This window comes from Stenotrophomonas maltophilia, from assembly GCF_001676385.1.
Taxonomy (GTDB): Bacteria; Pseudomonadota; Gammaproteobacteria; order Xanthomonadales; family Xanthomonadaceae; genus Stenotrophomonas; species Stenotrophomonas maltophilia_J.
Map to the genome: position 1 here is coordinate 50,767 of NZ_LYVJ01000015.1, position 16,611 is coordinate 67,377.

At 65.2% G+C, this 16,611-nt stretch carries 17 protein-coding genes; 16 read left to right on the forward strand and 1 reads right to left on the reverse strand.

Annotation, left to right across the window (positions count from 1 at the left end; genetic code table 11):
* The first annotated feature begins 36 nt into the window (after positions 1 to 36).
* The 9 genes from A9K58_RS19735 (at position 37) to A9K58_RS17510 (ending at position 5,328) form a co-directional block, all read left to right on the forward strand.
* The gene (locus A9K58_RS19735) at positions 37 to 522 is read left to right on the forward strand and encodes a hypothetical protein (RefSeq protein WP_065200546.1); all 486 of its coding nucleotides are present in this window, start codon (positions 37 to 39) and stop codon (positions 520 to 522) included.
* Positions 522 to 824 carry a head-tail connector protein gene (locus tag A9K58_RS17475; RefSeq protein WP_065200547.1) on the forward strand — a complete coding sequence of 101 codons (303 nt, stop codon included), beginning with the start codon at positions 522 to 524 and terminating at the stop codon, positions 822 to 824. Before A9K58_RS19735 ends, A9K58_RS17475 begins: the two co-directional genes overlap by 1 nt.
* Positions 824 to 1,159: a phage head completion protein gene (locus A9K58_RS17480; protein WP_065200548.1), complete on the forward strand. Its 336-nt coding sequence runs from the start codon at positions 824 to 826 to the stop codon at positions 1,157 to 1,159. The genes A9K58_RS17475 and A9K58_RS17480 overlap by 1 nt, the downstream gene beginning before the upstream one ends.
* The gene (locus A9K58_RS17485; RefSeq protein WP_065200549.1) at positions 1,152 to 1,655 is read left to right on the forward strand and encodes an HK97-gp10 family putative phage morphogenesis protein; all 504 of its coding nucleotides are present in this window, start codon (positions 1,152 to 1,154) and stop codon (positions 1,653 to 1,655) included. Before A9K58_RS17480 ends, A9K58_RS17485 begins: the two co-directional genes overlap by 8 nt.
* Positions 1,652 to 2,014, forward strand: coding sequence for a tail completion protein gp17 (gp17, locus tag A9K58_RS17490; RefSeq protein WP_065200550.1), 363 nt, complete (start codon positions 1,652 to 1,654; stop codon positions 2,012 to 2,014). Before A9K58_RS17485 ends, gp17 begins: the two co-directional genes overlap by 4 nt.
* A gap of 77 nt (positions 2,015 to 2,091) precedes the next feature.
* Entirely contained in the window at positions 2,092 to 2,565 is a 474-nt protein-coding gene (locus A9K58_RS17495; protein WP_065200551.1) for a phage tail tube protein, read from the forward strand.
* A 125-nt stretch (positions 2,566 to 2,690) separates the two neighbouring features.
* Complete coding sequence (locus A9K58_RS17500) at positions 2,691 to 3,065, forward strand: hypothetical protein (RefSeq protein ID WP_065200552.1); 375 nt, start codon at positions 2,691 to 2,693, stop codon at positions 3,063 to 3,065.
* A 56-nt stretch (positions 3,066 to 3,121) separates the two neighbouring features.
* On the forward strand, positions 3,122 to 3,358 hold the full coding sequence (locus tag A9K58_RS17505; protein WP_231109342.1) for a hypothetical protein: 237 nt from the start codon (positions 3,122 to 3,124) through the stop codon (positions 3,356 to 3,358).
* A gap of 2 nt (positions 3,359 to 3,360) precedes the next feature.
* A complete protein-coding gene (locus A9K58_RS17510) occupies positions 3,361 to 5,328 on the forward strand; it encodes a hypothetical protein (RefSeq protein WP_065200553.1) in 1,968 nt (655 codons plus the stop codon).
* Here A9K58_RS17510 and A9K58_RS17515 read toward each other — a convergent pair.
* The gene (locus tag A9K58_RS17515) at positions 5,325 to 5,708 is read right to left on the reverse strand and encodes a hypothetical protein (RefSeq protein WP_065200554.1); all 384 of its coding nucleotides are present in this window, start codon (positions 5,706 to 5,708) and stop codon (positions 5,325 to 5,327) included. The genes A9K58_RS17510 and A9K58_RS17515 overlap by 4 nt on opposite strands.
* On the opposite strand from A9K58_RS17515, the gene A9K58_RS19570 reads away from it, so the two are divergent.
* The 7 genes from A9K58_RS19570 to A9K58_RS17545 all read left to right on the forward strand — a co-directional run bounded on the left by A9K58_RS19570 (position 5,701) and on the right by A9K58_RS17545 (position 16,504).
* Complete coding sequence (locus A9K58_RS19570) at positions 5,701 to 5,946, forward strand: hypothetical protein (RefSeq protein WP_155760535.1); 246 nt, start codon at positions 5,701 to 5,703, stop codon at positions 5,944 to 5,946. The two genes, A9K58_RS17515 and A9K58_RS19570, sit on opposite strands and share 8 nt — an antisense overlap.
* Positions 5,940 to 6,701, forward strand: coding sequence for a hypothetical protein (locus A9K58_RS17520; RefSeq protein ID WP_231109343.1), 762 nt, complete (start codon positions 5,940 to 5,942; stop codon positions 6,699 to 6,701). Before A9K58_RS19570 ends, A9K58_RS17520 begins: the two co-directional genes overlap by 7 nt.
* A gap of 74 nt (positions 6,702 to 6,775) precedes the next feature.
* Entirely contained in the window at positions 6,776 to 7,126 is a 351-nt protein-coding gene (locus A9K58_RS17525; protein WP_065200555.1) for a hypothetical protein, read from the forward strand.
* 88 nt (positions 7,127 to 7,214) lie between these two features.
* On the forward strand, positions 7,215 to 11,831 hold the full coding sequence (locus tag A9K58_RS17530; protein WP_065200556.1) for a tape measure protein: 4,617 nt from the start codon (positions 7,215 to 7,217) through the stop codon (positions 11,829 to 11,831).
* Positions 11,832 to 11,837: 6 nt separating this feature from the next.
* On the forward strand, positions 11,838 to 14,672 hold the full coding sequence (locus tag A9K58_RS17535; protein ID WP_155760536.1) for a hypothetical protein: 2,835 nt from the start codon (positions 11,838 to 11,840) through the stop codon (positions 14,670 to 14,672).
* 69 nt (positions 14,673 to 14,741) lie between these two features.
* On the forward strand, positions 14,742 to 16,031 hold the full coding sequence (locus A9K58_RS17540) for a hypothetical protein (RefSeq protein ID WP_065200558.1): 1,290 nt from the start codon (positions 14,742 to 14,744) through the stop codon (positions 16,029 to 16,031).
* 2 nt (positions 16,032 to 16,033) lie between these two features.
* On the forward strand, positions 16,034 to 16,504 hold the full coding sequence (locus A9K58_RS17545; RefSeq protein ID WP_065200559.1) for a hypothetical protein: 471 nt from the start codon (positions 16,034 to 16,036) through the stop codon (positions 16,502 to 16,504).
* Positions 16,505 to 16,611: the final 107 nt, after the last annotated feature.

Below are 16,611 nucleotides of genomic sequence, written 5' to 3' on the forward strand. Positions count from 1 at the left end.
TGCGCCGGCCTCTCTCTCCCGAGATGGAGTAGGAACATGAAGATCAAAGCAGAATGGGGCTTTCGCGGTGACGCCCCGAAGCTCAACGCCGAGTCCGCCGATGTGAAGGCTGGCGACGTGTTCGATGGCGTGGATCCGGAATACGGGCACGCGCTGGTCGGCAAAGGCTTGGTGGTGCAGATTCACGAAGGGTCCGCGCCCCTGGAGACGAAGCCGGCCCAGCCCAGCGAGCTGAAGGCGGGCGAGGACGACGGTGCAGTCGGATCCACGAGGACCGACGAAGCGACCGGCGCCGCGGGAGCGCAGATCACCGGTGGTGGTGCGCCTGACGGTGCGGCAGTGCCCGGAGCCTCTACCGAGTCCGCCGCAGGTACTCCGACCAGTTCTGACCGGAGCGGTGCCGACAAGAAGGCGCTGCTGATCCAGCAGCTCGAGGCCGCCGGCGTCGAGTTCGACCGCCGATGGGGTGCTGATCGCCTGGCAGCGGTGCTGGCCGAAGCCCAGAACAAGGATCACGAGTAATGGCAATCACCCTCGACCTCGCGCTTGTGCGCGAACAGTGCCGCATTGTCGATGAGATCAGCGACGCGCTCCTGCAGACGTACATCGACGCGGCCCTCGTGCACGTGCAGATGCACTGTGATCGCCGTCTGGTTGAGGGTGAGCCGTCCAGCGAAGAAGAGATGGCACTCACGGCGGACGTGCACCAGGCGGTTCTATTGATGGTCGGCAGCTGGGCGGAGAACCGCAGTGCCTTGGGTGAGCTGGCCTCGGAGATTGCCCTTGGGGTGTCACGACTTCTTTGGTACAGGAAGCGATTCTGATGGCTACTTCAGCAGGCCAGCGCCGTCACCTGATCCGCTTCGAGCGCGCAGTCGACGTCCGCGATCCGCTAGGCGGTCCGCCCAAGAAGGAATGGCAGTTCGTCGCCGAGGCGTGGGCAAAGAAGACGAACCAACTCAGCGCGACGGCCGAGGCGGTCGCAGCAGGGGCGGAGCGATACCGTGAGCAGGTCCGGTGGGACATGCTCCCGCGACATGTCGAGCCCACTTGGCGCATTGTCGAGCGGGGCAAGCCTTATGCGATCAAGAGCATTGCACCGAGCAACGACGGTAGTGAGATGGCGATCATCGCCGTAGCGGGGTTGGGCAATGGCTGAGCAAGTGTCAATTCAGGGGCTGGATGGCCTGTTGCGCTCGCTGCGGGAGGCCCCCAAGGCCATCCAGGGCAGGGCGGTCCAGGCCGGCATGCGCAAGGGCGGCAATGTCATCCGGGACGATGCCAGACGCCGGGCGCCGAAAGCATCGGGCTTCATGGCGTCTCAGATCGTCACCCGCCGGGCCAACTCCAAGAGCCGACAGCGCGCAGGTGTAGGCCGAGGCGGCGAGTACTTCACCGTAGGCGTTAAGACGGGGCGCCGCCGCAAGTACGCCAACACCAAGCGCAACCGTCGCCGCGGTCGCGTCGGGAAGGTCTACGAGGAGGCGGGCTGGGCCTACTACTGGCGGTTCATCGAGTTCGGCACCAAGAACATGCGGGCGTCCCCGTTCCTCACGCCAGCAGGCGAGGCCAAGGGGCCGGAAGCGGCTCAAGTGGTCATCGATGAAACCTGGGCGACGCTCGACAAGCAGCTGAAAGAGGATGGCTGGCGATGATGGTTCCTTTGATCCAATCCCTGCTGGAGAACGATGCAACCGTCCGGCAGGTGCTCGGCGACCCTGTCCGTCTGTTCCTGGGTACTGCGCCTCAGAACACGCCGCTCCCCTACGCGACGTGGGAGGTGGTCAACGGCTCGCCAACGGCGATGCTCTCCGAACCGCCCCCGGCTGACGGCTGGCGGGTCCGAATGACCGTATGGGGCGAGGTCCTCAGCCAAGCCAACGCCGTTGGCGTCGCTATCCGCGACGTGGTGGAGCGCGTGGGCGGCATCGAGTCGTACAACCCGACGCCAGACAGCGACGGCACCGATTCGGTAGGCATTTCATTCGACGTGCGGCTCCTGCAGCTGCGCTGATCCACACAACGGCAACCACTGGCCCCGCAAGGGGCCTTTTTCATGCCCGGCGACGGGCGCAACACAAGGAAATCCCTATGGGACAGGTAATCAAGTCGAAGCACTCCCAGCTGTTCGTCGCCATCGGCGCGGCCGAGGTCATCAAGGTGACCCGCCTGCGTTCGGTCGGCTTCCCCGATGGCCAGGCATCGGAGATCGATATCTCCGACTACGACGACGACTGGGACCAGTTCGTCGCCGGCCGCAAGCAGACCGGCAGCACCAGCATCGAGATCATCTACGACAGCGTCGACCACGAGAAGCTGGAAGAGCTGCACGAGACCGGTGCCGTCGTGAACTGGCTGGTGACTGCGCCGCTGTCGGAAACCGAAGGCGTGGCCAAGCCGACCGCCATTGCCGGCAAGATCACCCCGCCGGACACCGTGCTGTCCAAGCAGTTCGACGGCTTCGTGCAGAACTTCGCGGTAACCAGCCAGGACAACGACGTCTGGAAGGCGACGATCACTATCCGCGGCTCCGGCGCCGTCACCACGCACCGCCCGACGCCGTAAGGCAGCGGCAACGGCGCACACCCAGGCCCGCTCCGGCGGGCCATCTCTCTGACAGGTCGCGCGGATCCTCCGCGTGTTAGCCGTGCGCGGCCCGCGCGCCCTGTCGCCACTTAAGGAAACGGCCAATGAGCAAGACCAACGAGCCCCCCGAAACCCAGCCGCAGCAGCCCGTGAGCGTCCTGCAATCGTTCACCAACCTGGGCATGTTCGCCTCCAAGGACGTTCGCGCCGACACGATCACCTTGCCCAACGGTGCCAAGGCACAGTTCCATGTGCGCGAGCTGCCGGACGCGGAGTTCCGCAAGCTGTGGGGTGAAGGCGATCGCGCCAAGCTGATCGCAGCGACCATCTGCGACGAGGACGGCAAGCCCGTCATGAACGTGGAGCAGGCCGCCCAGCTCAAGCCCCTGGTGGCCGCTGAGCTGCAGCGCGTGGCCATGAAGCATTCCGGCTTCGGCGAGGATGCTGCCCAAGCTCAGGCCGACGCGGGAAACGGCTAAGGCAGCGCGGCGAGGACTGGTTCTGGAAGGTCCTCGCCGGCCACCTGCATCGCACGGTGGCCGAGCTGCAGGCGAGCATGTCGCGTCGGGAGTTCCTCGAATGGTGGGAGTTCCATAAGCGGAACCCCATCGACCCCGTAAGCCTGCACATCAAGCCCGCTGCCTTCGCCGCATACATCACCGCCTCACACAGCCAAGGCGGCACCAAGCGCTCCTTTCAGGAGTACCTGGAAACCCTCGTACCACGTTCCGAGGAGGACGAGGCACAGGACTGGTTCGATCGACTGGGATAGCCATGACCGACACCATCGGGCGCTTTGCCGCCCTCCCGATCGGCCCGCTGCTCGCTGCGCGCGACGGTGGGCTCACCCTTGCCACGATGGCAGCAGCCGACCTCAACCGCTGCGCCCGGTCCGACTTTGCCCTCAGCGCTGGCGTTGTCGGCGTCGAGTTCGCACTGTGGGGCGAGGACGACCTGTCCGCCGTCGTGGGCTTTGTCACGGCGGCAGCGCCCCTCAGCCAAGCCCCAGGCGCAAACGGGGAGGGTATCGGCTGGGAACTGGCCACCGGTCGCCTGATCCAGGGCATCGGCGCGATCGCAACCGGCCTGCCCGTGGTTGCGTTGGGCGATATCGTCGGGATGCGGGTCTCCTTCGGCAGTCCCTCCCGACTCCACCTGTACCTCAACGGCGCGCTAGTCCATCAGCGCGACCTGCTGCTGGCCGGCCCGCTCTACTTCGCCGCCTCACTGGCTGCGACGAAGGCCGGCGGGCTGTGCCTGGCCGTGAACGCTGGGCAGTGGGGCGCCCGAAGCGATGCGGCTGTTGCTGGTTGGAAGCTGGACCAGGCCCAAGCGCCGACCACGCGGCTGGCCGACGATGACTGGCTTTCCGCGCCAGGCGATAGCCCGGCCAATGTCCGGTACGAAGGGCTGGTCGCCGAGGGCGTCAACCTGGTCCAGGAGCTGAGCTTCTGGCCATGGGGTGGCGATCCGGTGTCGCAGACGGCAGCGGCGGAATGCGTGATCGCTGACGCCGAAGGGCTGCTGGATGACCTGGCTTTGTCCGGTGCCTCCGGCGCTGCGGTGCGCATCCTGCAGGTGAACGACGGCGGCATGCTGGCCGACGCCGCTCCGGTGTTTCGCTGCGTCATCGATCAGATCGAGGTAAACGACGACGGCAGCAAGACCCTGCACCTGCGCGACGCGCACGACTACCTGGGCCAGACCATCAACCGGGGTGTGTTCCTTCCCAACATCACCTCGCTGGCCTGGAAGCCGCAGCCGGTAGTGATCGGCGCGGTGGCCAGTATCCCGGCAGCCGGAGCCAACTCGGACGCGACAGCGATGTTCCTGGCCGACAGCCCGGTGCACGTAAACGCTGTGATGGATCGCGGCGACCTGATGGAAGATGGCACCTTCAGCATGGAGCCGGACGGCCAGCAGCTGCTGCTGAAATCTCCGCCCGTCACCCCTGTGGTGGTCGACGGTTCGAGCATCGGCCCTGGCATGTCCCCGGCGCGCCTGGAGCAGGCCGTGGGCGACGTGATGGCTCGCCTCGGGGCAGGGGCGTGGTCGGCAGCGGATTGTGCAGCCGTGGACGCTGCAACCGGCTACGCCGGTATCGGCTACTACGCCGGAGCGGCCATCACGGGCAGGGATGCCCTGAACGCGATGCTGCCCAGCTACGGTGTCGGGTGCTACCAGGATCCCACCGGTGTGCTGCGCTTCGTGCAGGTAGTCGCGCCGGAGACCTATCAGGGGCAGCCGGCGTTTGAGATCTCGGACGCCGACATGGCCAGCGACCTGGTCGGCGTCCCGGACGACGCGCCCAACCTGACCCGGCGCATGGCCTACCGGCCGAACGCGCAGGCCCTCGGCGCCTCCGACCTGGTCACGGACGTGGTGGATGTGCCGCAGAGCCGCCGGGACGAGCTGACGGGCCTCTACCGAGGTCAGGTGTTCGCTGCGGGCGCTCTGGACGCACACTACCGCCGCGCCGACGCCGCCGATCCGGTCATTTCGCTGTTCTGGAATGCCGCCGACGCGCAGGCCGAGATCAACCGCGTCGTGGCGATGTACCAGCGCCAGCGGTTCTTCTACCAGGTCGCCATTCGCGGTGATCAGGACATGGCTCCGCTCCCTGGTCAGATCGGCCGGCTGACCTACAGCCGCTACGGCCTGGCGGATGGCAAGCCGGTGCTGGTGCGGCGCGTAGAGCGCAACCCTGCCACGGGGGACATGGTGCTTACCCTGTGGGGTTAACCCGCTTCCCTGATCAGCTCATCGAGCTGGCTGGCAAGGTAGGAAATGTCAGCGGATGGGCTGTATAGACCGCTGGCCCACTGGGCGGGAGGCGCATTGGTGCGCAGTGCGAAGTTGGCCGACGCCTTCCTCACAGCCGGTTCGTAGAAGGCATCTTCGATTCTTGTGGGGCGCCGTCTGGCGCCGTCCACCGTACCAGTGCTGGCGCGCTGCTTGAGGTGTGCCTTCAGCGCCACCAGTCTCTGCCGGTACTGGTCGAGGTCATCGTGGCTAAGCGAGCGGTGGTCGTCGCCGGCCTCTGCAATTTCCTCAAATTCCGCATGCAGTCTGAGCAGCTCATCGAGCACGAGACGTGCTTCCTGGAGATCAATGGTGTCCATTCAATTCGATCCTGAGACGGGCGTCGTCCGTGTAGAAATCTCCGTGCATGGCGGTGAGGCCGGTGATCTGAACCGCCACCTGGTCTCCGGCGCTCTGCACACGCTGGAGTCTATTGCCGGAATGGATCAGGGGCCGGTGAGACGGCGACTGATCGATTGCCTTGCCGCGCAGGTGCGGTCGTTGAAGCGAAACGAGGCCGATGTGCGGGCGGCAAAGCGCGTAGGTGCGCCATGCTGATCGGATATGGCATGCCGGCGGTGGAAACGGCCACCCTCACCGGTGGAACGTGGCTGTCGGCCGACCAGGGCTCGGCGCTCTTCGATGGCAAGCCTGGGCGATCGTCGCGGATCCGGCGCACCGGCTCGTTGGCGATCACGATCACGCTGGCCGAGGCTGTTGTGCCGGGGATCATCGCGGTCCTTGGCCTCAACATCCCGCCCGGCGTGCAGGTCAGCGCTGCCGGCGCGACCGGGACTACTGTGCGCCTACCCGACGGAAGTGTCTGCGCCTGGCTGTTTCCGCAGGCCAGCGCGCTGGTCTCGACGGTGTCCGTCGAGATCGCCACAACTGCCACGAACGTCGACGTGGGGGAGATCGCGATATTCCGGGCAGTCGAGGTGGGCATCAGCGACGGTTGGGCGGTGGCCACAATCGACACCAGCGTGCATACCCGCACCAAGGGTGGCCAAGTCAACACGGTTCCCGGACCCCTGTACCGCCGACTGACCTGCACCTTGTCCGGCCGGGCGACAGCGGCCGTGCGCGGCGGTGGGCTGGGCGGGACCGATTGGGAGACCGTGGCGGCAGCGATCGCGGGGCGCCGGCGCTCCTGCGTGGTGCCGCAGCACCGGGACATGGTCAGCAAGGCTTTCGACCCGCTGCTTGCGGCGCGGTCGGCGCTCTACGGCTACCCGACGCAGCTGCCGTCGGCGGAGAACATCAGCCGGCAGTACTTCACCGGATACATGGAATTCGAAGAGGTTCCCGCGTAGCTGTTTGTTGAGGCCCTAAGAGAGTGCGAGAATCGGCGTGGAAGACTGACACGGGGATCGCAATGAGAAATCCAATGGCTTTGACAGCGGCTGCCGTCGTGCTGGCCTCGGGGATGCTCCTTGCCTCCTGTGGCGGCACGTCGCCAGAGCAACGCGCCTACCGCGAGGCGAGCAAGAATTGCCAGCAATGGGTCAAAGAGTCGGCCAAGAACCCATCCTCGGCGAAGATCCCGCAACCGGCCTCGGTCCGCAGCGCCAGCGGTCAGATCATCGTCCAGTGGGGGCATGGTGAGGGGCTGACGCTGATGAACGGTTTCGGCGCAAACGTCGACGCCACCGCGCGATGCACCATGTCGTTGGATGGCCACTTTCTGAAGGAGCTGGTGATCAACGACGAAGTGATCCGAAGATCGTCCTCCGACTGAGCGATCGTCAACAGAAGCCGCCCAATGGGGCGGCTTTTTTGTACCCATCTCGGCCCGCCATGTGCGGGCTTTTTTTGTGGATGACGGCATGAGCCTTTACACCCTTACCGTAGACCTGTTGCTGAAGTCGGGATCGTTCGAGAGAGACAGCGGGAAGGCCGCGCGTGTTGTAAAGCGCGACATGGAGACAATCCAGGCGTCAATGTCGGATGCTTCGCGTCGTGGCGCGGATGAGGTGTCTGCTGGATTCCGCCGCGTGGCCTTCGAAGCTGTTGGGATGACCTCGGCCTTGGCGGCGGTTAAAGCCGTGATTGGGAAGGCCGATGAGTGGACCAACCTGAACAACCGGCTTCGTCTCGTCACCAAAGACCAAGCGGCGTTCGTTGCAGCCCAGCAAGACGTTGTGCAGATCGCCAAGGCTACGCGGCAGCCGCTCGGTGCGACCGCCGAGCTGTATCAGCGCATCGCAATGAATCAGGATGCACTGGGGCTTTCCGGCGCGGGTCTTGCGCGAGTCGTCGAGACCATCAGCAAGACGATGGTGATCAGTGGCAGCAGTGCGGCCGCTGCCGAGGGCGCGTTGATTCAGTTGGGGCAGGCGTTCGCATCTGGCGCACTGCGGGGTGAGGAACTGAATTCAGTGCTGGAAGGCGCTCCGGCGCTCGCGCAAGAGATTGCTAAGGGGCTGAATGTCCCGATGGGCAAGCTGCGCGAACTTGGGCAAGCCGGAAAGTTGAGCGCTGACCAGGTAATCAACGCTCTCCAGCGCCAGGCCAGTGCGGTTGACGAGGCGTTCGGCAAGATGGACGCGACGGTTGGCCAGTCACTGACCCTGCTCAATACCAATCTTTCGGAGATGATCGGGCGCGCGGATGATGCGACTGGCGCCTCCCAGGCACTTGCAGCTGGCATTGGCCTGCTGGGCAGCAATCTTCAGACGGTCGCCGTTGGCAGCGCCGCAGTGGCCTCCGGCCCATTGGTGAAGGCGCTTCTGTCGCGGGTGGCGGCGGCAAACGCCGCGGTCGCCGCAGATCGCGCTGCAGCTGCCCAGAGTCTGGCAGCCGCTCAGCAGTTGGAGCTGCGTACGCGAGCGGCAATGCTGGATGCTCAGGCCGAAGCTCGCCGGATGCAGGTGATCGGCGGAAGCGTTTCGGTAAGTGCCAAGGCTGCTGCCGCGACGCTGGAGCATAGGCAGGCGACGTTGCTGCTCGCGCAAGCTCAGACTCAGGCCGCTGCGGCGAATGCTGGGTGGCTGGCGCGCGCGGGCTCGGCCACGTTGTCGGTGCTGGGCGGCCCTGCAGGCATCGTCACGATGCTGGCTACGGCGGCAGCCGGCTGGCTGCTCTTCCGAGACAACACTAACACCGCATCAGCTGCACTGATTGACTTCGGTGGCGCCGCCGATGTGGCGATTGAGAAATTTCGGGAGTTGAACCGGCAGCAGCAGGCTGGCGAGATCTTGCGGCTGCAGAAGGAAATCGGTGATGGTTACAAGGAGATCACGGCAACCATCCGTGACATGGCGCTGGAGTCTCAGAGGGGTATCACGAACTCCTACTCGGACGCATACGCGGCTTCGATCCGGCGTCTGGCCGACGAACTCAAGGCCGGCAAGCTCAGCGCTGACGAGTTCAGCGCACGACTTGAACAGGCGAATGCCAAAGTGCTCGAGGGTGCGACCGGCGCGGAGAGGTTCCGCGGTCGCATGGTGGAACAGACCGCAAGCGTCGCAACGCTCGCACGTGAAACCGAGCGTCAGGGCAATGTTCTTGAATCGTTGAATGCCGCCACCACCCAGGCCAAGAGCGCGACCGATGCCCTGTCTGGCTCCTTCAACGTATTGGGCGACTCGGCAGGCGCCGCAGGCAAGCGCATCGCGTCGGCCATGCAGTCGCTGCCGGGTCAGCTCGCCCGCGTGGGCAAGAGTGCAGCCGAAGTCGCACAGCTGGACGTGAATGACTGGTTCAAGGAGGCCCAAGCCAGCGGCGTCGACTTCTCCAAGCGCGATGACCCCAAGGTCAAGCAGTACATCGAGCAGGGCGCACAGTACATCCGGCTCCAGACGGAGCTGGCCGCTGCGCAGAAGAACTTCACGGAGTCGCGCAAGGCGTCGGCAGCCGCTGAGCGCGCCGGCGCCAAGGATCGCACGGCAGACGCGGAAGCGATCAAGCGCTACAACGAGCAGGCTGCAATGGCCGCGGCAACGATGGCCGGGCCGCTGGCCGAGGCCACCGAGCGGCAGAAACAGCTCGAGGACAAGCTCAAGGAAGCGCTGAAGGAAGGGCGCATCGAGCGGGCCGCGTACAACACGCTGGTCCTGGAGTCGCAGAAGGCGTTGGAGCAGTCCAGCGCGGAGATCAAGAATGCCCTCGCCAGCCCCGAGGCGCTCCTTGCGACGATGGATGCCGAGGTCGCCATGCTCGGCAAGGTCGGCCGTGCGCGCGAACTGTCGCGGCGCGAGATGATGAACGAGCGGGACATGCGGCAGGAGCTGCAGAAGGCGGTGGAGGCCGCGGGCAGCAAGGAAGCGCTGGCGCTGTCCAAGGGGGCAGCGAGCTACGAGCAGTACGAGCAGTCCATGCTGGACGCAGCCCGAGCATCGGCCGATCTGTCGCTGCGCGTGGAGGAGGCCGCTGCCAACGTTGAGGCGTGGGCCGGCGTGGTCGTCAACGGCGTGGGCGATGCCGCCGACGCCATGTCCGACTTCGTTGCCGGCGGCGTGCGCGACTTCGACAACCTGTGGGACGACCTGAAGGACACCGCCCGACGCGGGCTGCGCGACCTGACCCGCGAGCTGCTGCAGCAGAAAATCGTGATCCCCATCCAGACTCAGATCCTCAACGGGATGAACGGGCAGGGCGGTGGCTTGAGCCTGCAGAGCATCATGGGGCTGTTCGGTGGGAACGGCACCGCTGGTGGCGGTCAGAACCTGGGCACCATTGCCGGGCTGCTGTCCAAAGGGCAGGGGTTGTTTGGCGCGGGTGCCGCGTCCACCGGAGGAACGGCGGCCGGGTCGATGCTCGGTTTCGGCAACAACGTCGTTGCATTCACAGGTGGAGGAACGGCTGCCGCGGCCGGCGGTGCTGCCTCAGGAGCCGCTGGCGCGGCCACGGGTGCGCTCGGTGCCGTGGCGGCGTTTGCTCCCTATGCTGCCCTGATTGCGATGGGCATGCAGATGGCCGGGAGCGCCTACAAGGAAGGCTTCGGGCTGGAGAACCAGGACAAGTTCGATCTGCTGAAACGTGGTCACTTTGCTTCCGGCGGTCTGCTGACCCCGGTCATGCTCGACAGCATGTCGCTGGACTACCTCGGCCGCGCGCTGGGCATGAACCGGAAGACGGCGGCGATCTTCTCGGGTAGCTCGCTGATGGGCAAGGCGTTTGGTCGCAGTGCCCCGAAGATCACCGGCCAGGGCATCACGGGTTCGTACGGATTCGGTGGACTGGACGGTCAGAGCTACGCGGATGTGAAGCAGAAGGGCGGGTGGTTCCGATCCGACAAGAAGTGGACGCAGTACGGTGCCCTGGATCCGGGCATCGATCGCACGTTCGACATGGCTGCACGGCAGATCCGGGGCGCAACAACGGACCTGGCCAAGCAGTTGGGCGTGGACCTGTCGCGTCAGCTGGCAGGCGTCAAAGTCAGCCTGGGCAAGCTGCAGCTGTCGGCGGATTCGGAGGAGGCGCAGAAGCAGCTCGAAAGCTACCTGGCCGACATGCAGGACCGCCTGTACACCGAGGCGGTGAGGGCAGCGGGGTTCGGTGGGCAACTGGATGGCTTCTACAGCTCAGCCGATGTTTTTGGAGCGTTGAGCGCATCGATCCAGCTGGCGGTGGGCAATGCGGACGACCTCGGACGGGCGTTGAATGGCCTGGAGATCGACAAGGTCAACAAGGCCGTGGACTACTTCCAGGAGCTGGCAGCGGTGGCTGGCACGGACTTGGCCACACAGATCCAGAAGGTCAGCGGCCTGTTGGGCAACTACTCCACGCTGATGGCGGACGTTTCCACGCAGCTCATGACCGGCGACCTGTCCAGCTACCAGCAGCAGGCGCTGAGCATCGAGCGAACGTACCGGCAGCAGGTGAAGTCGGCCAACGACTACGCCAAGGCCCTGGGCTTGTCCGGTGCACGTGCCGAGGACCTGGCCAAGATCGAAGCGCTGCGCGCGATGAACATGGGCAAGCTGCAGGCGCAGATCGACAAGGACAAGAAGGCCATGCAGTACGGCCTGTCGATCAGTGACCTGTCCCCGCTGACCGACCAGGAGAAGCTCGGCGAGGCCATGAAGGAGCTGGAGCGGGCCGTGGCCGGTGGCGACACCAGCGCAGCCCAGGCGGCGGCACAGGCCGCCCTTGGCTTTGGCCGGAACCTGTACGCCAGCGGCAAGGACTACAACGGGCTGTACGACCAGGTGACTGGGCTCATCGACGGCATGAAGGTCGGCGACCTGAACACCGAGGACGGCACCAGCATGGGCCAGCTGGCGGACGCGATCGAGGCCCTGCCGGACAACTTCAGCCGTGCGGTGTTCGACCTGGTGGTGAACAACGAGTCGCAGTCCCAAACCACGGCGGCTGTGCAGCAGAGCAATGCTCTGCTCACCGAGCAGAACCAGTTGCTTCGCGAGCTGCTGTCCACCACCACCCAGGGCGTCCGCGCCTCCAGCAGCAACGCGCTGCGCCAGGCACTCAACGCGAGGTAATCCGCAATGCAAGCAAGGAAACTCACGCTGGTGGAGATCGGCGTGGGCGCGCTGCCGTCGCCGTCTCCGGCGGCGCCGCGCTACTCGAACTGGTTCCCGGTCGTGCACCGGCCACCCGAGGTGCCACCGGTGGATGGGGTGACCCCCAACCCGGTGGCCGACGGTGTGCTGCTGGAATGGCCGGCGGTCGATCTGGCCGGCGTCGTGTACGTGGTCGAGCGTGGCCCCTCTCCGGAGGGGCCGTGGACCGAGATCTATCGGACCACCGACACGCGCTACTTCTACAGCGACAACACCGGCACCAAGTGGTGGTTCAAGATCACGCCGACCGTGCGTGGCCGGCCGGGATCGGGCTCGGTGGTGGAAGCTACCCCACCGCCTACCACGGCCGAGCTGATCAAGCAGACGGAGCGGATCACGAAGGAGATCGCCGACCGAATGGATGCAGATGCCGCAGAAGCGGCCGCGCGGGCCGATGGCCTGGCTGCCGCTGCGCGGGATCTTCTGGCTGAGGCGGACCTGCGGCAGCGTGGGGTGTCCGACGCAATGGAGGCGATCGCACAGGAGGCGCAGGCCCGTGCCGATGGGCTGCTGAACGAACGCCTTGAGCGCGAGGCTGCCATCACGCTGGAGACCCAAACCCGGCAGAGCGACGTGGAATCGCTGTCGCGCGCGCTGTCCGAGGTGGCCGCCGGTAGCGGGACCCAGTTCGACAGCCTGCGGATCTGGTACTTCGACACCACCGTGGAGGAATGGACCGGCAACGGAGCGCCACCGACGATGGTCGATGGCTGGCTGCGGCCGGCCAACGGCACCGATAGCCCGTATGTGCAGTCGCCGGCAGCACTGGCCGTCGACGGCAGCGCGTACCGCTTCGTCAAGCTGAGGGTGAAGCGCGTTGGCGATGCAACGTGGGACGGCTTCCTGCAGTGGATCACGCTGGCCGACCAGGCATGGGACGTGGACAAGCGGGCGGCGATCCCGGAGCCGCGGTGGGACGACAATGGCGTCGGCACGGTCGACGTGGCCGATATCGCCTGGTGGCCGGGAGAGGTCGACGCCATCCGGCTGCAGTTCGGCGCGACCCAGACCGTCTCCAGCTACTTCATGACCGACTGGGTGGCCATCGGGCGTCCGACGCCCGGTGCCGGTGTGGCGCTGGTCCAGGAGGAAGCCCGCGCCCGTGTAGCGGCGGACGTGGCCGAGGCCAGCAAGCGCGAGACGCTGGCCGTGCAGCTGAGGGGCGACTACGAGGGCAGCGATCTGTCCCAAGTTCCAAGCGGCCTGTTCGCCGCGGAGCGCGATGCGCGGGTCACGGCCGATGAGGCCAACGCCAGCGCCATCGAGCTGATTCAGGCGCGGATGCCCACGGGCGATGGCACGGTGGCCACGGAGGCCAGCGTCACCGAGGAACGCCAGGCGCGCGCAGACGGCGACAGCGCCAACGCTGAGGCGATTGAGCGGGTGTCTGCGAGGATGCCGGCCGGCGACGGCAAGGTGGCCTCTGCGGAAGCACTGGATGCCGTCTCGACCCGTGTGGAAGAAACGGAGGAGGGCATCCGGGCAGTCGGCGACAGAACGTCGTCGCTGGAAGCGCAGGTGACGTACAAGCACGCGGGCGACCGGGACTGGAACGCCGGGGACCGTGACGTGCGCGCGGGCGTGAAGACGTGGCAGTCCGTGATCGCCCAAGGCGACCGCGCCGTCGCCAAGCAGGTGGAATCGGTCCGGGCAGAGCTGGGCGAGTTCGAGGCCACGGCCACTCGGTCCATCGAGGTCATCGCCACGGAGCAGAGCGCCCAGGCGGTGCAGATCCAGCACCTGGGCGTCGAGCTGGATGGGAAAGCGTCAGCGGACTACGTCGAGGAGATCAGCGCCCGGGTCGACGTGACCGAGCAGGGCATCGAAGCGTTCACTGGCCAACTGCAATCGGTGAAGGCTGAGGTGGACAGCAAGGCCAGCGCGCAGGTGGTGCAGGGCGTGGAGGCCCGGGTGGTCCAGACCGAGAACGGGCTGACCCAGGTGTTGGCGAGGGCGTTCCTGAACGTCATCGCCAACAGCGGCGGCGGACCGCTGATCGGCGGCATGGTCATCGAGAACAACGGCCAGGTCATCAACACCCGCTTTTCCAGCAACACGTTTGAGGTCATCTCGCCCGGAGCCAGTGAGGGGATGGAGTGGCGCGGAGGCTTCCTTCGCGTCTGGAAAGGATCTGCTCAGCGCATTATCGGAACCAACTTCGGTGCCGCCGGCGACAACCTGGTCGACTACTTCGGGCCGAACGTCGGTGCGGGTGCTGCGTCGAAGGCCAACGCTGTGATGTGGATGGACGCCAACGGCAGTGCCTACTTCGGTGGCCAGCTGTCGGCGGGCATCCTGCGCAACGCGGTCCAAACGACCACCACGCAGACAGTCGGTGTGGAGCTGGTCAACGGGCCGTTCGCCACCAACGGCCGCGTGCGCAGCGTCACGGTCAGCTTTTCCCGTCGACATGTGCGGACGAAGACCACCTATGGCAGCGACGGCTTCGTTGCCGGCGCGGGCCAGAACACGGCCCGTGTGGAAATCTATCGGCGGGTCGGGACCGGCGGCGAGTCGTTGTGGCAGGTGCTCAACGTGAGCGGATCGGTGGACATCATGAACGAAATTGACGGGCCGGACCAGGCGGTTTCGTCGTGGGGCGGCTCGTTCACGGTGAACGACACCAGCCCCAGCTCGGACACGATGACCTATCGCGCCGTGATCACCAGTTTCACCGCGCAGGCGGTGACGCACAGCTCCGGCTCATTCCAGCAGCAGTCCATCACGCAGAGCCTGTCGATCATCTCGGTCGAGAACTGAAACCGCACAAGGCGCGGGCCGGCATGTCCGGCCCGCTTTGCCGTGGGCGATCAATAGCAGAGAACACACATGCCGCAGAAACTCATCGATCAAACGACCATCCAGCCGGATGGCCGCCCAGGTGACGACGCGTTCACCGCCTTTGCAATCTGCAACGACAACTTCGCCGATTCCGAGGGGCGCCTTTCGGCGTTGGAAGGTGGATCATCGAACATCGGCCAGGACGTGGCCGACCTGAAAGTTGGCTTGCAGCAGGAGACGCAGCTGCGTACGGACGCCGATACCGCGCTTTCGCAGGCTATCGCTGCGGAAGTGACCGCACTCCAGAACGCCGACACTGCGCTCGGTGCACGCTTCATCGGAAAGAACCGGCTTATCAACGGTTCGATGCGCTGGTGGCAGCGCGGGACCAGCTTCACTGCGCCGGGCTACTCCGTAGACCGTTGGTACTTCAACGCGGGCGGCGTGGCAACGCCGAGCTTGTCACGAAACACGGTAACGCCAGGTGCATTTGACACCGAATGTATCTATCTCGCAAAAATTTCATACGGTGCTGTGACTGATGCTGCAAACCATTACGTTGTGCTTGAACAACGAATGGAGAATGTGACCACGCTTGCGGGGCGAACGGTAACCGTGAGCTTGAAGGTGTTCAACAGTGGCGCGGCAGGCCGACAAATTGCTATCGAATTTGGTCAGAGCTTTGGCGCTGGCGGAAGTGCGCAGGTTTCAGGGATCGGCGCGGCAAAGTACAGCCTTGCCCCAGGAATCAATACCGTCACCCATACCGTGCAGATTCCGTCGATCGGCGGGAAGACTGTGGGTGCCAACAGTTCTTTGATTCTTACTCTTTGGGCAACAGGCGGCAGCAACTTCAACGCTCGCAACGCGTCGCTTGGCGCACAAACTGGCGATGTACATTTCACGCAGGTACAGGTCGAAGAAGGTTCTTCGGTAAGTGGGTATGACTATCGGCCGGATGGTATGGAATTGGCTCTATGCCAGCGCTTCTATCAGAAATCTCTCCCGGCATCTACAGCGCCAGGGCCGGGTGTTTTGCAGGGTATTGGCGCACCAGCCGTGGCGTTCAGCCCATCAGCGGCGCGCGTGTATCAACAGTTCCGGGTAGATATGCGTGCGTTTCCAACCGTGACTATTTACAAGGGGTCGGATGCGTCTGGTGGCAGCGATAACGGCATCTCCTTGTTCAACGGTGCGTGGACAAACCATGCGAGCGCGGCAAACGTAAGTGCAACCCGCGACACAGGTTTTCAGGTGGACGCATTTGCCACTTTCACCATGACCGCTGGCTTCACGTATTTGGCCGGATTCCACTGGACTGCAGACGCGGAGCTTTAATCATGTACCAACTCACTGAAGACCCGGATGTGATTCGCTGCGTCGAAACTGGCGCGTTCATTCCTCGCGGTCACTACCTGTGGCCGACCGAGTGGCTGGAGTCGAACACGCCGCTGCCGGTGTCACCGCCGGGCCCAGGCTTCGAGCTTCACACACCACAGCACTACCGTTACATCCGGGATGAGGCGTTCGCGTGGATGCGGGCCGAGGCGGTAGAGCGTGGCTACGACAGCATCGAGTCATGCGCCAGCTACTACAACAGCGGCGTAGAACGGTATCGCCTGGAGGCCCGGGCGATGGTGGCCTGGCGCGATGCTGTGAACCAGGCGCTGGAGCAGCTGGTGCTGGCGCCGCCGGATGGCATCGAGACGTGGGAGCAGGTGCGCGCGCTGTTGCCGCAGCCGGAGACGTTCGCCTGGCCGGAGAAGGCGGAGCTGCCACTGGATGGACTGGCCCCGCAGCCCGTGACTTGATCCTCACGCGGCGGCAACGGCGCTGTGGCGAGATGGCATCCATGTGCTATTCCGCCGAGATCACGCCCGCCTCCCTTAGGACGGCCATGGCCATCGTTGAACTGACC

What these genes read in the sequence shown, in the direction of transcription:
- A9K58_RS17500 (WP_065200552.1), top strand. Translation starts at nt 2,691, where the DNA reads ATGAGCAAGACCAACGAGCCCCCCGAAACCCAGCCGCAGCAGCCCGTG.
- A9K58_RS17530 (WP_065200556.1), top strand. Translation starts at nt 7,215, where the DNA reads ATGAGCCTTTACACCCTTACCGTAGACCTGTTGCTGAAGTCGGGATCG.
- A9K58_RS17545 (WP_065200559.1), top strand. Translation starts at nt 16,034, where the DNA reads ATGTACCAACTCACTGAAGACCCGGATGTGATTCGCTGCGTCGAAACT.
- A9K58_RS17475 (WP_065200547.1), top strand. Translation starts at nt 522, where the DNA reads ATGGCAATCACCCTCGACCTCGCGCTTGTGCGCGAACAGTGCCGCATT.
- A9K58_RS17510 (WP_065200553.1), top strand. Translation starts at nt 3,361, where the DNA reads ATGACCGACACCATCGGGCGCTTTGCCGCCCTCCCGATCGGCCCGCTG.
- A9K58_RS17520 (WP_231109343.1), top strand. Translation starts at nt 5,940, where the DNA reads ATGCTGATCGGATATGGCATGCCGGCGGTGGAAACGGCCACCCTCACC.
- gp17 (WP_065200550.1), top strand. Translation starts at nt 1,652, where the DNA reads ATGATGGTTCCTTTGATCCAATCCCTGCTGGAGAACGATGCAACCGTC.
- A9K58_RS19735 (WP_065200546.1), top strand. Translation starts at nt 37, where the DNA reads ATGAAGATCAAAGCAGAATGGGGCTTTCGCGGTGACGCCCCGAAGCTC.
- A9K58_RS17485 (WP_065200549.1), top strand. Translation starts at nt 1,152, where the DNA reads ATGGCTGAGCAAGTGTCAATTCAGGGGCTGGATGGCCTGTTGCGCTCG.
- A9K58_RS17515 (WP_065200554.1), bottom strand. Translation starts at nt 5,708, where the DNA reads ATGGACACCATTGATCTCCAGGAAGCACGTCTCGTGCTCGATGAGCTG.
- A9K58_RS17535 (WP_155760536.1), top strand. Translation starts at nt 11,838, where the DNA reads ATGCAAGCAAGGAAACTCACGCTGGTGGAGATCGGCGTGGGCGCGCTG.
- A9K58_RS17495 (WP_065200551.1), top strand. Translation starts at nt 2,092, where the DNA reads ATGGGACAGGTAATCAAGTCGAAGCACTCCCAGCTGTTCGTCGCCATC.
- A9K58_RS17480 (WP_065200548.1), top strand. Translation starts at nt 824, where the DNA reads ATGGCTACTTCAGCAGGCCAGCGCCGTCACCTGATCCGCTTCGAGCGC.
- A9K58_RS17525 (WP_065200555.1), top strand. Translation starts at nt 6,776, where the DNA reads ATGGCTTTGACAGCGGCTGCCGTCGTGCTGGCCTCGGGGATGCTCCTT.
- A9K58_RS17540 (WP_065200558.1), top strand. Translation starts at nt 14,742, where the DNA reads ATGCCGCAGAAACTCATCGATCAAACGACCATCCAGCCGGATGGCCGC.